At 42.2% G+C, this 19,501-nt stretch carries 15 protein-coding genes and 2 pseudogenes; 15 read left to right on the top strand and 2 right to left on the bottom strand.

What is annotated here, in order from left to right; translation table 11 throughout:
* The first annotated feature begins 33 nt into the window (after positions 1–33).
* The 8 genes and pseudogenes from V1L65_RS15140 to V1L65_RS15175 all read left to right on the top strand — a co-directional run.
* A complete protein-coding gene (locus V1L65_RS15140; protein ID WP_331700030.1) occupies positions 34–1,713 on the top strand; it encodes a response regulator transcription factor in 1,680 nt (559 codons plus the stop codon).
* Positions 1,714–1,894: 181 nt separating this feature from the next.
* Positions 1,895–3,565, top strand: a complete 1,671-nt coding sequence (locus V1L65_RS15145) for an extracellular solute-binding protein (RefSeq protein ID WP_331700031.1) — start codon at positions 1,895–1,897, stop codon at positions 3,563–3,565.
* An 84-nt stretch (positions 3,566–3,649) separates the two neighbouring features.
* The gene (locus V1L65_RS15150; RefSeq protein ID WP_331700032.1) at positions 3,650–4,600 is read left to right on the top strand and encodes an ABC transporter permease; all 951 of its coding nucleotides are present in this window, start codon (positions 3,650–3,652) and stop codon (positions 4,598–4,600) included.
* 14 nt (positions 4,601–4,614) lie between these two features.
* Positions 4,615–5,487, top strand: a complete 873-nt coding sequence (locus V1L65_RS15155) for a carbohydrate ABC transporter permease (RefSeq protein ID WP_331700033.1) — start codon at positions 4,615–4,617, stop codon at positions 5,485–5,487.
* A 40-nt stretch (positions 5,488–5,527) separates the two neighbouring features.
* Positions 5,528–6,625, top strand: coding sequence for a hypothetical protein (locus V1L65_RS15160; protein WP_331700034.1), 1,098 nt, complete (start codon positions 5,528–5,530; stop codon positions 6,623–6,625).
* Positions 6,625–7,221 (top strand): hypothetical protein, encoded by a 597-nt coding sequence (locus tag V1L65_RS15165; protein ID WP_331700036.1) that lies wholly within the window; start codon positions 6,625–6,627, stop codon positions 7,219–7,221. Before V1L65_RS15160 ends, V1L65_RS15165 begins: the two co-directional genes overlap by 1 nt.
* A gap of 70 nt (positions 7,222–7,291) precedes the next feature.
* Positions 7,292–8,236: a nucleoside hydrolase gene (locus V1L65_RS15170; RefSeq protein WP_331700037.1), complete on the top strand. Its 945-nt coding sequence runs from the start codon at positions 7,292–7,294 to the stop codon at positions 8,234–8,236.
* Between the two features lie 17 nt (positions 8,237–8,253).
* Positions 8,254–8,790, top strand: a pseudogene (locus V1L65_RS15175) (LacI family DNA-binding transcriptional regulator); the annotation flags it as partial.
* A gap of 205 nt (positions 8,791–8,995) precedes the next feature.
* Here the strand turns inward: V1L65_RS15175 and V1L65_RS15180 are convergent.
* Positions 8,996–9,949, bottom strand: coding sequence for a TRM11 family SAM-dependent methyltransferase (locus tag V1L65_RS15180; RefSeq protein WP_331700135.1), 954 nt, complete (start codon positions 9,947–9,949; stop codon positions 8,996–8,998).
* A gap of 486 nt (positions 9,950–10,435) precedes the next feature.
* On the opposite strand from V1L65_RS15180, the pseudogene V1L65_RS15185 reads away from it, so the two are divergent.
* From V1L65_RS15185 to V1L65_RS15205, 5 genes and pseudogenes are all read left to right on the top strand, one after another.
* A pseudogene (locus V1L65_RS15185) lies at positions 10,436–11,627 on the top strand (DEAD/DEAH box helicase).
* 270 nt (positions 11,628–11,897) lie between these two features.
* The gene (locus V1L65_RS15190; protein WP_331700038.1) at positions 11,898–12,560 is read left to right on the top strand and encodes a TetR/AcrR family transcriptional regulator; all 663 of its coding nucleotides are present in this window, start codon (positions 11,898–11,900) and stop codon (positions 12,558–12,560) included.
* A gap of 34 nt (positions 12,561–12,594) precedes the next feature.
* Complete coding sequence (locus V1L65_RS15195; RefSeq protein WP_331700039.1) at positions 12,595–13,515, top strand: alpha/beta fold hydrolase; 921 nt, start codon at positions 12,595–12,597, stop codon at positions 13,513–13,515.
* Positions 13,515–14,276 (top strand): AraC family transcriptional regulator, encoded by a 762-nt coding sequence (locus V1L65_RS15200; RefSeq protein ID WP_331700136.1) that lies wholly within the window; start codon positions 13,515–13,517, stop codon positions 14,274–14,276. The genes V1L65_RS15195 and V1L65_RS15200 overlap by 1 nt, the downstream gene beginning before the upstream one ends.
* Positions 14,277–14,304: 28 nt before the next feature.
* Positions 14,305–15,009 carry a transglutaminase-like domain-containing protein gene (locus V1L65_RS15205; protein ID WP_331700040.1) on the top strand — a complete coding sequence of 235 codons (705 nt, stop codon included), beginning with the start codon at positions 14,305–14,307 and terminating at the stop codon, positions 15,007–15,009.
* 453 nt (positions 15,010–15,462) lie between these two features.
* Here V1L65_RS15205 and V1L65_RS15210 read toward each other — a convergent pair whose 3' ends face one another.
* Entirely contained in the window at positions 15,463–16,002 is a 540-nt protein-coding gene (locus V1L65_RS15210) for a DUF4362 domain-containing protein (protein ID WP_331700041.1), read from the bottom strand.
* A 211-nt stretch (positions 16,003–16,213) separates the two neighbouring features.
* Between V1L65_RS15210 and V1L65_RS15215 the strand changes: the two genes are divergently transcribed.
* Positions 16,214–16,327: a stalk domain-containing protein gene (locus tag V1L65_RS15215; protein WP_331700042.1), complete on the top strand. Its 114-nt coding sequence runs from the start codon at positions 16,214–16,216 to the stop codon at positions 16,325–16,327.
* Positions 16,328–16,469: 142 nt separating this feature from the next.
* On the top strand, positions 16,470–19,394 hold the full coding sequence (locus V1L65_RS15220) for a response regulator (RefSeq protein WP_331700043.1): 2,925 nt from the start codon (positions 16,470–16,472) through the stop codon (positions 19,392–19,394).
* The last annotated feature ends 107 nt before the right edge of the window (positions 19,395–19,501 follow it).

Below are 19,501 nucleotides of genomic sequence, written 5' to 3' on the forward strand. Positions count from 1 at the left end.
TATACAGAGGCAATAGGAAGGGAACGATCTAATATGTACCGCTTATTAATTGTAGACAACGAGGAATATGTTGTAGATGGCTTGGTTGATCTGTTTGGACCTGATAAGCATCCCGATTTGGAAACAGCAGGAGCCTATTCGGCTGCCGAAGCACTCAACTTTTTGATGACGACGCCTGCAGATATTGTATTAACCGATATTCGCATGCCCGGGATGAATGGGCTAGAGCTGCAAAAAATTATTGAAGCCAGATGGCCCTACTGCAAAGTTTTATTTTTGTCAGGGTATGATGATTTCAACTATGCGCAAGAAGCTCTGCGGCATGGTGCTGTTAATTATATATTGAAAACGGAAGATGACGAAGTGATCGAACAGGCGGTGTACGCCGCCATAGAGCTGGCGAAGCAGGACAAGGAATCCCAGAAGGTGCTGGAGCATGCCCGTCAACAGGTAAAGCAAGCGCTTGGCGCTTTGCAAAGAGAGTTTCTGGAAAGTCTGATCGTTGGTAATAAGCAGGCTTATCTTTCACTCGATAAACAGCTCGCAGAGCTGCAATTGCCGCTTCATTCGGACAAGCAACTATTTGTGGTCATCGGCAAGGTAGATGAATGGCGGCCGGGGGATAGCCATTATGATCGCTCGCTACTGCTGTTTGCAGTGCAAAATATAGCGGATGAATACTTGTCGTTATCTATGTCGCACTACTCCTTTATTCATGATCGCTCCAAAATAATATGGCTGATTCAATCAAAGGCTGAGCCGTGGATGGAAAATATACAGGCAGCCAGCACGATGGCATTGACAAGCCGCTTTGTGTACGGAACGTTCGAGTGTATTCAATCCTCCTGCAGCGATCTATTGAAGTTGTCGATGTCATTTGCTGTTTGCGGTCAGCCGATGGCATGGAATCAGCTAGGCAGCTATATGGAACAATTGCAGCTGCGTATGCGAGCATCCTTCAAAAAAGCGCAGCTTTATATAGAAGACGGCTCAGATAGGCAAGATAGCAGTATGCAGCAAAAATATGCCGTGCAACAACAAATTTTTAAACAATACGAGCATTTGTCCTATGCTATGGAGCATCGCAATAATGAAGAGTTTGACCGCATCTTTGAGCTATTGCTGCAAACAGGCGATCATTCCGCAGAGGCGGGACAGGCTGTTGGTTGCTTGCAAATTACAAGTTCGCTTTATGCAATATTTATGTCCTATGCGAGCAAGCTGAACACGACCGAAGCTGAAAATATGCCGCAGCATTTAACGATCATGATGAAACAGATGGAGCAAGGGGAGCTCATAAGCTGGCAAAGTCAGCGCTCGATGCTCATCTCGTTTGCCGATTATTTGTGGCAACAGGTGCTGCCTGCCGGAGAGCATGAGGAAAATCAAGTTGTGCAGAATATTAACGCTTATTTGGCAAGCAACTTGGACGGTGATTTGTCGCTCAAAACAATGGCCTTCGCCATTGGTCACAATCCATCGTATTTGTCGCGCCTGTATAAGCAAAAAGCAGGAAAAACATTATCTGAAACGATCAATGAGCTCAAGCTCGAGAAAGCAAAGGATTTGCTTGCCGGTTCCCAGTACCGCATCAGCGATGTGTCCAAAGCAATCGGGTTTTACTCGGAGCATTATTTTTATCGTTTTTTCAAAAAAGCGATGAATATGACCCCGCAGGAATATCGGGATAAGCTGGTTGCGGAGCAACCATAAAGAATGGGTAGTAAAGAAAAGATACGAATTTGCAGTTGAATGGTATCTAAGTAAACAAAGGACAGCAAATAAGGTCATCATATCGAAGTAGATATTAGCGCCTGCACACTTATACAATAAAGGCATAGTTCTGGCCCGAACAAAAAAATGCAGGTGCATCGCACCAACAGGGGGTAAAGGAATGAAGTACAGAAAGTGGACAGCTACAATTTTAGTTATGCTGCTTGCTGCAATGTCTATTCTGTCAGCATGTTCCGGCAAAGGCAACACAAATGGTCAAACAGGGAGCGCATCGCCCAATGGTGAGACAAGCGAGACGCCAAAACAAGAAGTAATCGATATTGATTGGTATGTGAACTTATCTTGGTGGAAATATAGCGGCGACTACGGCAAGGACAAGTTTTCACAATTGATCCGCGACCGTTTTGGCTTGAATATTAATTTCATTACACCTGCCGGAGACGGTTCGGAGCAAATGTCGGCAATGATAGCGACGGGCGCAGTACCGGATTTGATTACAGTCGAATCATGGCTTGATTACAAATCCAGCCTTGTAAAAGGCGGCTACCTCATTTCGATGAACGAACTGATTGAGAAGTATGCGCCGGATTTTGAGCCTTATGAGGATATTTTTAACTGGTACAAAGAGTCGGATGGCAAAACGTACGTTTTGCCGAACTATGCATACTCCAGCCATGCCATGAAACCGGGCGAGAAATTAGTTCCAAACAGCGGTTTTACGCTGCGTACTGATATTTATGAACAGCTCGGGCGCCCGGACATATCGACAGCAGACAAGTTTTTGGATGCGCTTGAGCATGTTAAAAATGAAGTGAAGTCTTACGATGGGAAGCCAATCATTCCGCTACAGCTCTATGAGTTTACAGCAAACGGCAACAGCTCGCTGGATTGGCTGCAAGAATATTTTGCGATTCCATATGAAACAGCAGATGGACAATTTGCCAACCGACTCTATGATGAAAAATATTGGGATACGATTCGTTTCCTTAATGATGCGTACAGAAGAGGCTTGATCTCCAAAGACAACTTTACAGATAAGCGCGATCAGGTAAATGAAAAAATTGCGAGCGGACGTGTATTTGCAAGCTTGACTGCACCTCAGGACTTTACCGATTCGATGCGCACCTTGTTCAACAATGACGAGAAAGCAGCTTATGAAACATTTGTACTGCGCAACTATGAAGGCGATGATCCTGTATTGACCGACATTCGCGGCTTTGGCTGGCTGGTCACAATGGTAGGCAAAGACTCCAAAGCACATGACCGGATTATTAAACTGCTGCAGTTTTTGAACAGTAAAGAAGGCCAGCATTTGGTGCATTTCGGCTGGGAAGGCGAAACTTACACGTACAATGAGGACGGTACAATTTCCTGGACGGAGCAGTATATGGATGCCACGACAAAGCAGGATGGCTCGGATAAGCAATGGGGCATGGGCTTTAACCTGCTAATGGATTGGTACTCTGTGAAGGATCTATTCCCGAAACCGGAGAAGCCGGTTGATATCTACTTGTCAGAAGAAAATATGAAAAAGCCGCTTGTTGATTATAGCTATGACACAAGCGCAAGAATCGGCAAAGTCATCCCAGATCATCCGGACCGCGACAAAATGCAAGAGGCGAGCAACCGCATCTCCCTTTATTGGGGCAGAGAGTTGCCGCGCATGATTATGGCTGATTCTGAGGATAAAGCTCGCAGCATCTTTGATGAAACATTGAAGAAGCTCGACGAAATGGGCAGACAAGAGCTGGATAAATACAGCAACGAGCTGTTCCAAAATGCAAAGGATGCGCTGGGCATCAAGCATTCATGGCCTTTGTATAACAACTAACTGACAAAAATTTAACAGCCCGTGCGGTTGCAGGTCAATCACACGGGCTGCTTGTATCCTGAAGAGGGGAAGGAGGCGCACGTTGTGCAGCAAACAACAGGAGTGCCGCGTAAACCAAGCCTGCCGTCGCGTCTGCTGAAGCAATGGGAAATCCAGCTAATGGCATTATGCGGCATCGTCTTTATACTGGTATTTTGCTATTTGCCGATGTTCGGAATCGTCATCGCTTTTAAAAAGGCAGATTATTCCGTCAATTTGATGAAAAGCCTGTCGGAAGCGCCTTGGGTTGGCTGGGCTTACTTCAAAGAATTTATTAATGACTATCAATTCCGAGATATTTTATTCAACACGATTGGTTTGAACCTGCTTCAACTGGTTATTAACTTTCCGGCGCCAATTATATTCGCCATTCTCATTAATGAAATTGCCAACAAACGCTACAAGCGGTTCGTGCAATCGATTACGTATTTCCCGCATTTTATCTCATGGATTGTGTTCGGCGGTATCGTCATTAATATGCTCTCGGTTGAATCAGGCATGGTCGTGCCGTTATTAATGAAATTGGGCATCATCGACGAGCCTGTCTCTTTCCTGGGAGAAGCTGGAGCGTTCTGGGGACTTATCATTATTACATCACTTATAAAAGGGCTTGGCTGGGGCTCGATCATTTATTTGGCGGCAATCACATCGATTGATCCTACTCTTTATGAAGCCGCTACGATAGACGGGGCGGGACGTTTCCGCCGCATATGGCATATTACAATTCCGTCCATATCCGGTACGATTATTGTCTTTTTCCTGCTATCCGTCAGTAATTTGCTTAATTCATCCTTTGACCATATTTGGGTATTCCAAAACCCGCTCAATCTGGAGCGAAGCGAAGTTATTGATACATTCGTCTACAAAATGGGAATTACACAAATGCGTTACTCCTATACAACGGCAGTCGGCCTGTTCAAATCCGCAGTTGCTCTTATACTGCTTGTGACTGGTCACTTAATCAGTAAACGAGTAGCGGGCAGAGGGATATTCTGATAGGAGGAAGAAAAATGGTTGCTAAGCGGCTAGACTGGTTCAACATCGTAAACTACACATTGCTGGCCATTTTTTGTCTAATAACGATCTATCCGATTTACTTCGTGTTAGTTGGTTCCTTTAATGAAGGCAACGACTATATGCGCGGAGGCATCTACCTGTTCCCAAGAGAGTTCAGCCTGTCCAATTACAGCGTGGTGTTGCAGGATGAGCGCCTTTTTACAGGTATGAAAATCAGCGTGCTGCGTACCGTCATCGGAACTGTAACGAGCATCCTCTTTACAGCGATGGTATCTTACGCGATGTCACGTAAAAACTTGATCGGACGCGGCCCATACTACTGGCTGCATTTGTTTACTTTGTTTTTTAACGGCGGTCTTATTCCGTATTTTTTAGTACTCAAAAACATCTATTTAATCAACTCCTTTTGGGTATATATCATTCCATCGCTATTCTCTGTATTCAACATGATTATTTTCAACTCGTTCTTCCGAGAAATACCAGAGGAGCTGCATGAATCTGCTACAGTAGATGGGGCAGGGGAGTTCCGTATCTTTTGGTCCATGTTCATTCCGCTCTCCGTACCCGTTCTGGCAACAGTGGCGTTATGGAATGCGGTGTACCACTGGAACTCCTTCTTCGACGCCATGATCTTTACGACCAATAAAGACTTAATGCCGCTGCAGCTGTTTCTGATGAAAATGATCCGAGAGGCGGACGTTATCTCCAACAGTCAATATATTCCGCCGCAAGTGAAAAAAAGCATCAGCGTGCAAACAATCCGTATGGCGGCTATTATGATCAGCACCGTACCGATCCTATGCGTTTATCCGTTTCTGCAAAGATACTTTGTAACGGGCTTTATGGTCGGTTCTTTGAAAGGGTAAGCGTGCAGTAAAACAGCCATAAAGAAGGGAGGCAACAAATATGCCTGTGGCAGAAAAAAACTATGAAATGTTTAGTGATGCTGATCTTATCTATAACTATTGTCCTGCTCCCGTCTGTACGGATGAGGAAACGATGTACGTTTTTTATTGTGCCAATACTCAGCCAGGACTGGTCATAGACGACATCTATGCGCGCAAAGGAAAGCTAAAGGAAGGTTTATGGGAATTTGGCGAGAAATTCCGCGTACTGGAGCCATCGCGACTCGGCTGGGACTGCATTCATGTATGCGATCCCGATGTCATTAAAGGGGATTTCCACTACAAGGGAGAGACCTATAGCTGGGTGATGGTTTTTCTCGGCTGCGACATTCATTACAGCTACCACAACCAAATTGGCATAGCCTTCGCCAAACAGATTGAAGGACCGTATATCAAATACGATGCCAACCCTATTGTTGCTTATGAGGAAGTGTTCCACTGGGGAGCGGGGCAGCCCTGCATTTTATCGCTTGATGGCAAAGGGAAGTTTCGTATGCTATACACCAAATCCATTCATGAATACGAACGCAGAATGCATATTACGAAAACCTTCTGGCGCGATCTCGATTTCTCAAACGCCGACAATCCCATCATCGGAGAAGAAGTGCTGATGCATGAGGGTGGTGTATGGAATGCAACGTTAAATGATCAAGCGGATGAGCAAATCAGTAGTGACATAAATCAGCAAACAAATAGTGAAGGATATAATCCGGACCCTAACGTGTCTATCTTTAATCCGTCGATTCTCTGGGATCGCCAAACGGATTGCTACTACTTGACCCGGGAAGGAACACCGTTTGACAAGGATCGGGTGCCAGGATTTATTTCATCCTATGTGCAACTGATAGTTATACCGAGAGAAAAATTTGAGCGCAATGAGGGCGGCTGGCAGGTGCTTTACAATTACAGCGAAAAAGATACCGGCTTCCCGCGCAACCATAACGCCGGACTCATTAAAAATGAATACGGCTGGCGGATGCCGGGAACTGCGCTATCAACGGCTGTTACCGTGTCGAAGCTGCATCCGACTCATTTTCTCTGGACATATCGCATCTATCATACGGAGCTGAGCAGCGTCCGAAAGGAGGGCGACAGCTGATGTCGAGAATTTATGTTCTGCAAGCGGAGGATATTGCTATTGCCGCGGCCAGAATGAAAGTGGATATAAACTATATTGGCATTTTGGACGAGAAGACCAAGCGAAAGCTCGAAGACAACCATGTGTTTATTCGAGATTGGTGGACAGAGGGAGAGCTTCATACCCGGCGTCTGCAACGGCTGTATCATCAACTGATGCCTGGCGACATATTATTTTTATCGGATGATTTGCCGTTGGAACAACGTGAAACAGCTATTCGTTATGCAAAAGAGCGTAGTGCATTGACAGTATTTTTGCAACTAAATGGAATGGATAACACTTTTAACTGTGCCGCTAGTTTAACGAACTGCTTTGCCGATATTGTAATCCATTATAAACAGGATGATGAGAGAGAAAGCAATGATATCCAAACAGCAGCAAACAAGTTTGCCGTAGAACGAATCGAGCTTGCAGCTAATGAAAATATAATCGGGCTTTCTGGAGCGCTTGCCCTCTGTTTGCTTAATGGTTTGAGGGGAGAAAAAGCTGCCGAGTTTTACCGCAAAGCCGCTAAATTTAAAGAACTGCCCTGGTATGATGAGGTGGCTTACAGCTAGGGATATAACGATATGAAATAGATCTAAAAAAAACAGATAAGGCAATAGAAGATAAACGGGAGTGACAACGATGCAACCAAGCTTTCCAGTGATTCCAGCAGATGAAATGATGCGTAAATTAACGCATCCCGGCAAAAAAATAAGAATGGTATTGGACACAGATACCTTTAACGAAATAGATGATCAGTTTGCAGTAACCTATGCGATCTTATCCTCTAATCAGATGGAGGTAGAAGCTTTTTATGCAGCTCCTTTCTATAATGAGCTGTCCGAAGGACCGGCAGATGGTATGGAAAAAAGCTATCAGGAAATACTCAAAATCAGAAAAATCTTGGGCAGTGAGGATATTCCAGTGTATCGCGGATCAGAAAGCTTTATGACGGAGGCGAATCGTCCGGTTGAAAGCGAAGCAGCCCGGAACCTGGTAGAGCGCGCTATGGCTTCCGAGCCTTCCGACCCGCTATATGTCGTTGGCATCGGCGCAATTACGAATGTGGCTTCGGCTATTTTGATGGAGCCGGCTATTATTGAACGAATTGTAGTTGTATGGCTGGGCGGCAACGCCCTGGAATGGCCGGATACAAGAGAATTCAACCTCATGCAGGATATTCATTCGTCGCGTTTGCTGCTGGATTGCGGAGTGCCGCTAATTCTTGTACCATGCGTCGGCGTGGCAACGCATCTGCATACCAATCTTTCGGAGCTGAGAGATTATGTGAAGGGCAAAGGCGCGATCGGCGATTATTTGTATGAAACCTATAAAAACTGCGCCAAAGACCATTTTGCCTATTCGCGCGTCATTTGGGATATATCCGTCATAGCATGGCTCAACAACCCGCACTGGTGCTGGAGCTCGGTCGTTCACAGTCCAGTGCTATCCGACGACCTGCGCTGGAGTAAGGATACGAACCGACATTTCATCCGCTGTGCTTACTTTATTACGCGTGACCCGATCTTCAAGGATTTGTTTACTAAGATTGCGGAGAGTGCCGGGAGCGGCGAAGAGAGAAGCTAAGAAAGGAAATTATTGCATTGCCGACAATTAGACAAGTAGCAGCGCTAGCTGGTGTATCTGTAGCAACAGTTTCCCGCGTATTAAATGACAGAGGATATGTCCAAAAGGATACTAGAAAAAAAGTAGAAGATGCTATTAAAAAACTGAAGTTTATTCAAAATGAAGTGGCGCGTTCTTTATATAGGAAAGAGTCGCGTTTAATAGGCTTGCTATTGCCGGACATTACGAACTCATTTTTTCCTGAGTTGGCTCGCGGCGTAGAGGATGAGCTTCAGAATGAGGGGTTTTATTTGCTTTTTGGTAATTGTGACGAGAAGCTGGAAAAAGAACTAAATTATATACAAACTTTTGTACAAAATAATGTAGTAGGACTGATTTCTGCAACAAATCTAGTTGATAACGTCAACTATGAACATTTGTCCATTCCAACTGTATTTTTGGATTGCGGATCGATAAGAGAATCTTCTATTTACTTGAATGGTAAAGAAGGCGGCAGATTAGCAGCTCGTGAATTGGGAAAAGAAGTTGCCAAGTCATTGATAACTCTAATAAAGAAACAAGAGATTTAACAATCTCACATTATGTTAATAGTATCCTATGTGGGGTAACGAAAAATTTTATTCTCACAAAATCGGTCATAAGCTGCAGACATACGTGTAATCTTCTTCGTAGGCTTCTAGTGGTATTTGTTCTTTAAAACAAGCTGACTCTAATAGTTAACAATAGTTAGCTTGTTTGTCATATTATTAGAGTTTAGAGCTAAGTACAAACAATAATTTGTCTAACAAAATTGCCCTTTCTAGTAGTACAGCGATCTTGAATTGTCAAACCAGCAATCTTAATTAAATCATCGATCTCGCCAACAGTTACAATAACGGCTTTGTCTGCAATTCGGCGAGTATGCCGCAGCAAGGAAAGCTGTGCCTCAGGTGTTGTGTGCGAGAAGTGATTATAGGGCATATCTATAATAGTTGTATCGTAATGCTCAGTCACCTCAGAAATATCGCCGCATACTACATCGGCTTGCAGGTTGAAATGAACTAAGTTTTCCCTCGTACCTCGAACAACGAAATGATTGATATCTCGTCCAACTATATTTATCCCCATGGAGAGCGCTTCGACTAGTACCGTCCCGATGCCGCAGCAGGGATCAATTGCGTTCACTCCTGTAGGTTCAGGGACAGCAATATTGGCGACAGCCCGCGCTACACGCGTACTCAGAGCAATGGAGTAGTTTCTTGGCTTTTTCATATGGTTTAACCAAATGGCTTTACTACTAATATAGTTGCCGAAATACCAGCGACCACCTATAGTTATGATGCCAAATAAGAAATCGGGCTGGCGCATACTGGCTTCAGCCTCGATGTATTCCCCGAGTGCCCGTTCAATGCTGCGCTGCTCTTCGAAGTCTAGTTCTTCCTCGGGTGCTAAATCATTTGTTTTTACAAAAATAATCTTAAAGGTTTTTTCGTTTAATTGTATCTGTTTAACCTGCGTTAATATTTCTTCGAGATTTTCACCTTCATACATGACTTCCAATCGTTCTCTCATAAAAGGGCTGCGGTCAGGCTGGACGGCTACAGGACTCATTAAAATTTTACCATTCGTATCTTTGCCGAAAAACATTCGCATCTCTAGCTGACATAGCCCGGTTTCCTCTACACGATACCCGTAAGTGTATATATATAATGGTTCTAATTTATTCATGTTCAGTATCGTCACATCCTTTTTATTAACGTACAGAACATCCTATTATACGCTAAATAAAGAAGAAGCGACATGTTGCTAGATAGGAGTAAGTATGCATAGGTAGCCTTCATTCGTAAATAATGACTAATAATGCTTCATAATGTGTAGCGAAATTTCTATAATAAAAATCAATAACGAGTATAATGAGAGTGTCGATTAATTGTGGCCAACTTTAGATAAAGTAAAGGAAGGAGAAGTGGAGAGCAAGATTGGAACTGGAGAAACGGTAGTGGCCGCCTTTGTATGGCAATTTTAACTGATAATTTGGTTAGAGAAAATTGACATACAACAGTGGTCGTAAGTCCAATCTTGTTCGCAGCTTCGTCTTTTTCCATTGCTTGTTGCACTATTCACAATTAATCGACAGTCACATAATAGATGCTATACTCAATAATGTTCGGCCTAGGTCGATATGTGGGATGAGCGAAAATAACGTAAATGAGGGTAATAATGGATCAGATGCAGTTTGCAGATTATCGAATAAGTGAAGAGATAATTAAAGCGCTAAGTAGCCTCGGCTACGAAACGCCAACAGAGGTTCAGACAAAGGTGATTCCAGTTGCACTAGAGAAGAGTTGGAACACCTGGTCGAGTATTCGACCATATTGAACGCGGCTCGTTGTCTCTGGAGCGTATTGCTTACTTAGTTATAGATGAAGCGGATGAAATGCTGAATATGGGCTTTATTGAACAAGTACAGTCGATTATTCAGGCGCTGCCTAGTGACAGGGTTACGATGTTATTTTCGGCTACATTTCCAGAGGATGTGGCGAAGCTGTCAAGCCAGTATATGGATCATCCTGTTAATATTGAAATAAAGGCAAGCGGATTGACGACGACCACCATTGAGCATTCACTGATTGAAGTGAAGGAATCAGAAAAATTGACGCTTCTGCAAGATCTGCTTATTGTTGAGAACCCAGATAGCTGTATTATTTTTTGCCGTACACAGGAGCATGTGGATCTTCTATTTAAAAATATGATTGAGCTTGATTATCCTTGTGATCGTATTCATGGCGGTATGGAGCAGGAAGAACGTTTCGGAGTAATGAATGCCTTCAGGGGAGGGCAATTCCGTTACTTAATTGCTACAGACGTGGCAGCGCGAGGAATTGATATTACAAACATTACTCATGTTATAAACTATGATATTCCACTTGAGAAGGAAAGCTATGTTCATCGAACAGGACGTACAGGACGAGCTGGCAAGAGTGGTAAAGCAATAACCTTCATCACTCCTAATGATGGAAGACGACTAGCCGATATTGAAACGTATATTGGATTTTCTATAAGTAGAGTAAAGGCTCCCTCGGAGGTAGCTGTAAGCCTTCGTCGAGAAGCGTTTGAACGGAAAATAAAAGCTGGTCCTGATGTGACGAAGGATAAACGTGAGCAGCTGAATAAGCAAATCATGAAGCTTAATTTCAATGGCGGAAAGAAGAAAAAGCTTCGAGCTGTAGACTTTGTTGGAACAATAGCCAAGCTAGAAGGGGTAACGGCAGACGATATCGGTATTATTACGATACTGGACCATGTTACAGATGTTGAGATTTTGAATGGTAGAGGCTCGCTTGTACTTGAATTAATGAAGAATACGACTGTTAAAGGCAAGCTGCTAAAGGTGCGTAGGAGGAAGAAATAGCAGTATTTTGGTGAGCTCACCAAAGAACAAAAAGAAGAATGCTTAAAGCTTGCTAATCAAATGGATGAAAAGAGTGATATTTTAAAGGAAACTTCGGAAGAACTGCGGAGCTTCTAGTTTATTTTTTGCAAGAGGGGTTATGGTTAACATAGCTCCTCTTTTATTGTCCTAATTTAGAAAAACGTAGAAGAAGACAGTAATATTAAGAAAAGGGTGTTTTTACTTGCAACAAAGAAATCAGTTGAAGCTAAACAATTGACATGATATTATTTGAATGAACGTTCATTCAAATTCGAGGTGAAATACATGACTTCGCAAAGCAAAGAGCTGCAAACAAAATTCGAAGAAGGCTTCGAGGCGCTAGTTCCCGATGGTGCTGTCAGACAAATTATTTTGCATGCTATTGAGGTTTTTTCTAAAAAAGGATTCGTAGGCACGAAAATAAAAGACATTGCTGCAAGCGCAGGCTTCAGCCAAGGTTATGTGTATACCTATTTTAAATCTAAAGATGAAATTTTCACCAAAATTGTCGAGCTTGCATCGGAAGGAGCGTGGCAGGCGGTTCGTGATGCTTCGGAGATGCCAGGAACACCGCTCGAAAAGATAACTTGTCTGACGGAAGCATTTTTATCTCCAGACAGTATAGCGATGCAGCATTGGAGACTGATTTTACTTCAAACCACTACATCTGAAGCGATACCGGAGGAAGCCAATCGAATAGCTAAAGAAAAGATGGGAAAACCGTTCGAATACTTAATCCCTTTAATCATACAAGGCCAACAAGCGGGAGAGATCAAAGAGGATGATCCGATGCTGCTGGCTTTGACCTACTTTTCTTTTATACAGGGCTTAGCAATTTCCAAAATACAAACAACCAGTAAGCTTCCATTTCCATCAGCAGAGGTCGTTTTACGTTTTATGAGAAAGGATTAGCGAGTAATGCAAACTGGCTTGAGAGGAGACGGCTATGGTGAAAATATACAAAAACGATAAGGCTAAACAACAGGTTATAAGCTCATATAATCAATTGATGGACAGGTGGGAGGTACAATATCAAGAGCATACTGTCGATACGAAGTATGGTTTTACGCATTGCATAACTTGTGGCAAGCCGGAAAATCCGCCGCTCCTTTTGTTTCATGGTGTTGGAGATAATGCAGCCGTTATGTGGGTATTGAACATAAAGGAATTATCCACGCATTTTTATTGCATTGCCGTTGATACGATCGGCGGACCGGGAAAAAGTGTGCCTAATGAAAATTACACCAAGCACTCTTTTAACCAGGTAGAATGGATTAATGAAATTCTTGATCATTTTAACATTAAAAAAATCAATATGGCCGGCGTGTCCAATGGAGCATATATGGCGTATAACTATGCTGCCGTCAATCCAGATAGAGTCCATAAAGTGGTATGTCTAGAAGGCGGTATGGTTACAAATCCGTTAAAAGCGATGTTTAACACCTTAATGATTATGTTTCCAGAAATACTAATTCCCACACATCGTAATTTATCTAAAGTGCTTAGAAAGCTTAGCTCGCCTCACACTGATCTGTTTGCCAAATACCCTATCATCGAAGAGCATCTTATTACGCTTATGAAAAGCCATAACCAACAAGCGATGTTTGCCCATAAAATAGAAAAGTATGACCGAAGCCGCGGTATCGCTGTCAGAGAGAAGCTTTATTTTTTAATAGCCGAGCATCACTTAAACCGGAAAAATGATCTTATACATACACTCGATGACGGCCCATATTACTATAAAGTGATTGCAAATGCCGGGCATGGCATAAATCATGAGCAGCCTGAAATTATTAATGATGAAATTATACAGTTCGTTCTAGGAGGCAGTAATGACAAGACAACGATAAGGAGTGCTTACAATTGATGCATTTATACGGGGCGGACCATCACCTTTTAATTTTATCGGATACGATTGATGCCGAAGTTCATCAGCATTCTTTTCTACAGGTGACCCTGTCCCTTCAGTCTGATTTCGAAATGGAAATAGAAGGGAATACAGTGCGCTGCGCCGGTATAGTCATTGATTCTCATGTCAATCATCGCCTGAACGGGGACGGTCAGCCTTTACTGCTGTTATTAATAGACAGCACCTCTAATTTGGCACGAAGCTTTAAGAAGTTGATTAATGGCAGTAATTATTATCAGTTTCCAAAAGACAGGCTAGAAAACACTGCATTATTTGTCCAGAGTCACTATTTGAACATTGAGGACAGCGACAGCTATCATCATTTTTTAGTACAGTTCTTAGATCAGCTTGGCACCAAGTATTTGCAGCCAGAGACGATTGATCCAAGAATCGCCCAATTTATCGATCATCTGAAAAACTGCAATGAACATGAGCATTCTGTGGATTCATATGCAAGCCAAGTCCATTTATCCAGCAGCAGGCTGTCGCATTTATTCAAGCAAAATACGGGCATATCCCTAAGCGGCTATATCGTTCTGCATAAGCTGCAGAAGGCGATTTATTTGATTTTTAATGGTCAAAGCATTACAGATGCGGCCTTAGCTGCAGGCTTTGACAGTCCTTCCCATCTGGCTGCTACGAGCAAGCGATTGCTTGGCATGGCAGCTAAGGATATTAGAAAAGATAGCAGCTTTTTGAAAGTTTCCTGCTTGCTATAATCGTATAGTAAAGGCAGGAGGTGCTGCTATGAAACAATATACGAAAGAAACAGCGTTGCTTAACTTTACTCATCCTGAAATTCAACAATTAGTAAATAAAAAACAGTGGGGCCGTCAAGCTCCCAAGGATCAAATATTAAACATTTATAATTACGTTAGAGATGAAATATTGTTCGGATATAATAGAGCTGATGATATACCGGCTTCAGAGGTTTTGATGGATGGCTACGGTCAATGCAATACAAAGGGCGTTCTTTTTATGGCGCTGCTAAGAGCTGTTGGGGTGCCTTGCCGCATGCATGGTTTTACGATTGATAAAAAGCTGCAAAAAGGCGCAATGAAAAGCTGGTATTATGAGCTTTCGCCTAATGAAATCGTTCATAGCTGGGTAGAGGTATTCTATGAGAACAAGTGGTATAATCTCGAAGGGTTTATATTGGATGTTCCTTATTTGACAAAGCTGCAGGAGAAATTCGATGATTGCCAGGGCTCGTTCTGCGGTTATGGTGTTGCTACCGACAATTTTCAAAACCCGGATATTTATTGGAACGAAAATGATACCTATGTACAAAAAGAAGGCATTGTGCGTGATTTGGGACTTTATGATAGCGCAGATGATTTTTTCGCCAAGCACAATCAGAATTTGAGCCCACTGCGAAAAAAAATATTCCAGCATGTGGTTCGGCATCTTATGAATCGGAATGTTAGCAAAATAAGGTTGAGTACAAAATAACTGATTTACGTACAAAAGCGTGTCTCAGGAGACTGTCGATTCATTGTGGATAGCTGCAACACGCAATAGAAAAGGGAACCTCTGCGATCAAGATTGGGATTCCGACCGCTGTTGTAGTCTAATTTTTTGATGAAATAACCCCTGTAAAGGATAAAATTAGCCTACAAAGGCGGACGCTACCGCTTCTCCATTCCCATTCTTGCTCTCCGTTTCCCCTTTCTCATTGCTTATAAATAGTTGCCCACAATGAATTTACACTCTCCTCAGTTCCGTTAGCTTTTTCAACGGCCTGAGGAAATACATGTAGATTCTTTTATTTTGGTAAAATGAAGAAACTAGATGTACAAAAGCATTTAGCTTCCAACAGTTCAAAATAAAGGTACAATGGTAAGGCCAACTATAGCAGACTAAAGTCTAGCAGTTGGCCTCTTAAGGTTCATCTTCCCGGAGGGTCTACTCTTTTTCCAACCAGAAATATTCACCTTTCTCATTATCACACTCCGTCAAAGCATAATATTCCTTGCCATTTTCATGCTTCTTGACTTCGATTCCCTTGCAGCTCGCCTGCGGTCTTTTGGAATCAACACCGAAGTTATCCATAGAGTTATCATAAACAAATTTAATGGTTTCCCCGTTGTAGGTCAATTCGTACAAAATAGGATCTCCCTCAATCGTATATTGCGTGACGCGGACCTTATCTTTTACCTCCAACTTTACGTTATTCGTAAACTCAGTCCATCTCTCAGCATTCGTATATTTACCATGAACATTTACGACATCGCCGTTTTGCGCTGCTAGTTCAGGCGTATAAGGCTTTTTAACTTCAGGAAAGTCAGGCTCCTCTGTAGGCGTAGGCTTATCATCTTCATTAGAATTAGGGGCTTGAGTCTGCATTTCTATAAGATCTTGATCATTTGGGTTTTGCTTCGTTTCATTGCCGCATGCTGCGAGCAAAAGCACAGCAACTGCCAGTATGCATATTAATTTTTTCATAATATCACCCTCCTAGCTCATTGACGAGTAGTAGGGCTCAATTGTTTCAACAACAATGTCAATGAGCAATGGAGATAGCAAAATAAATTCGTCGTAACGTAAAGTAATAGTAATTGAAATTTATCTATTAACATAGTAAGATGTTTGAAACAATATCTTCCAAAAGAGGGATGAGAATGAAATTTTCGTACAAAGTAGTTTCGTTTATAAGGTGTTAAATGTTAACGGCAAAAAGTATGCGCCAATCCGTTCCATCGTCGAAGGGCTTGGAGCAAAGGTAACGTTTGATCAAGACAAAAATGCGGTCCACGTCACACTTAAATAACATAAAAGAAGCCCTCCAGAAATGGCTGCCTGACGCATCCATCAAGGAGAGGCTTCTTTTTATTTTTTTAAAAATAGAGAAGACATTCTTCACGTAGTATAGTATGTTTATGGAAAATTAATAGGTAGAAAAAGGGGGAGCTATGAAAAAATTTGACGAAGGTTACGCCAAGAAATTAACTCTTTTAATTCTTTTTACAATTGCTATTTCCTTTTTTCTAACGGGTTATATTGTGTTTTCTCAATCCAGCAAGCTAATAAAAGCTGAGGTAGAGAATAAGCTGACACTGCAAAGTAAAGCTTTGGCCAATTTGATGAATGCTTTTTTTATTCAAAAAGGCACAATGGTCAGGCAGCTGAGCACCAGCCAAGCGATTATTAATTATTTAAAAGCAGTGCAATCAGGAGACGAGGCTTTCTCTAACCCTTATTATAAAGAAGCTGCAGCTGAGCTTGATGCGGTAAAAGCATTGGATAATACGCTGGGGCTCGTTTGGATCGGCAGCCAAACAGGCAATTTTTTTATCGGAAATGAAAATGTGACAGCAACGAAAGAGTGGAATATGCAAGATCGTCCCTGGTATAAAGAGGCTATAAGTTCAGATGATGTTTTTTTTACTGAACCCTATAAAGATTATTTAACTGGAAAGCTCGTAACTAGCGGTATTTTTAAAATTGTTGAAAACGATGTTTTACTTGGCTTTATTGCCGCTGATATACTGCTGGACGATATTCCCAAGTTTATGAAATCTTATCCGATTGGCGAGACGGGCTATCCTATTTTGTTATCGAGAAAAGGCACCATTTTGTATCACCCCAGGGATGAGTTAATCGGGAAAGAAACGCTTATGGAGCAGTCCGGCGACATAGGAGATATAGGCAAACATATGGTAGCTGGTGAGATGGGATTGCAAGTTGCAACTGTCAATGGACATAAAGAATATATTGGATATGCCCCTATAATTGACTCAAATTGGTCGGTTGCTGCTGCATTGCCTACTCGCGAAGCACTGCAGCAATTAGATGATATGAAGCAGTTAACTATTATTATATATGGGATATCTATTTGCTTTCTTGTCAGTTTATTGTATTTGTTATTGCGATACATGCTGCGAGAGCAAAAAAGAGCGCAAACAGAGCTGTTGCACGCTAAGGAAGAGGCAGAAGAAGCGAATCAGGCGAAAACTCATTTTCTTGCCAGAATGAGTCATGAAATACGAACGCCTATGAATGGCATTATGGGATTATCGGAATTGATGAAGAAAACCAGGATGACGGGTGTTCAGCAAGATTATTTGACAAAGATTATGTCGTCCTCACGTTTGCTGTTGCGAATCATTAATGAAATATTGGATTTCTCCAAGGTTGAAGCGGGCAAGCTGGAAATAGAAAAGGTGCCGTTCCGCCCCGATGAGCTTTTACAGGATTTATCTAATATGCTGGGCATCTATCTTGGAACAAAGCAGTTAGAGATTATTATAGATACAGGACAGGAAATCCCGGAGCAATTAATAGGAGACCCGCATCGTCTGGAGCAGGTGCTGTTGAATCTATGCAGCAATTCAATAAAGTTTACGGAGCAAGGGTTCGTTTCGCTGAGTTTGAAGGTAGAGGAGCAGTTGGAGCATAAGCTCATAATCAGGTTTGTCGTAGAGGATACAGGAATTGGGATGTCGGCAGAGCAGATGCGCAATCTATTTGAACCTTTTTCACAAGCAGATGGCTCAACTAGCAGAAGATACGGGGGAACAGGGCTTGGACTTGTTATTTCACAAAATTTAATTAAGATGATGGGCGGCAAGCTGGAAGCATCCAGTGAACTAGGTAAAGGCAGTTTGTTTTCATTTACGCTGCCATTCGAAACAATGTCAAAAAAGTATGAAAGTAGTTTCAGACTGCATCTGGAAAACGGCAGCCTGACTGCTCTTGTTATCGAAAACCATGACAGGATGCGAGAAAATCTTGCTAAAATGTTGGAATCCTTTCTATTATCAACGACAATCGTTCCTAATTGGCAGGAGGCCATTCATTTGTTAGAGCAACAGTCCGTTGAGGGCGGGTTTAGTTTTATTTTGCTCGATATGGAAGCTGATGATATGTATGGAGTAGAAACCTTAAGCCGGCTGCAGGAACTCGCGCGAAAGAGCAATAGTATAACGATTGCAATGACGTCCGAATACGGCAGGGATGAATTAGCGACGATTGAAGAGACGGCCAAGCCTAATGCGGCTTTGATTAAACCTATTAATCGATTAAATTTGTTTAAGGCTCTCCAGTCAACTCTTGAGCAAAGGCGGGAGTTATCCTCTCTCTCAAGCTTGGATGCGTTCAAGATGGATAACAGTATAAGCGGCTATAAAGGAAGCATTTTGCTTGCAGAGGATCATGAAATTAATCAACAGGTGGCGGTTGAGCTATTACAAGACCAGGGATATTCGGTTACTGTCGCTAAAAATGGGCATGAGGTTTTGGAAAAGCTGGATAGTACAAGCTGGGATTTAATTCTGATGGATGTGCATATGCCTGATATGGATGGATGCGAGGCTACTTTGATTGTTCGGCAAGATAAACGGTACGATAGCTTGCCTATTGTGGCAATTACCGCGAGTGTCATTAAAGAAGAGCATGACAAATGTTATCAAGCGGGGATGAATGACGTACTTACGAAGCCAATCGATTTTGAAGAAATGTCTTATTTGCTGGGAAAGTACATTCCTCTGCCCTATTTGGATGTACCCAAAGTTATGGAACGGTTAAATGGAAAGATGCGGATTTATGAGCATATGCTTAAAAAATTTGAGTGGGAATATGCAGGCTTTGGAGACAAGCTCCGGGAAACGCTGAGTAAAGGCGATTATGCTACAACTAAGCGCTTAGTGCATACGTTGAGCGGAGTTGCTGGAAATCTATCGGCTGAACGATTGTTTATTGCTTCAAAACAGTTTGAGGAAAAGCTTAATCAATCTTTATATGCGAATGAGTATCAAGAATATACGAAGGATATGAAGGAATTAGAGCAGCATTTAGAAAATGTCTTAACTTTAATACGTAGAACTGTACAAAACTGATATTGTCTTAACATTTTTCTGAATTTCAGCTTCAAACTGAATACAATTAGCGATTTATTTGTTAAAATACGTTGTATGTATGAAAAAAGTATGAAGAAAGTTTTAAA

Source organism: Paenibacillus sp. IITD108, assembly GCF_036541265.1.
GTDB lineage: Bacteria > Bacillota > Bacilli > Paenibacillales > Paenibacillaceae > Pristimantibacillus.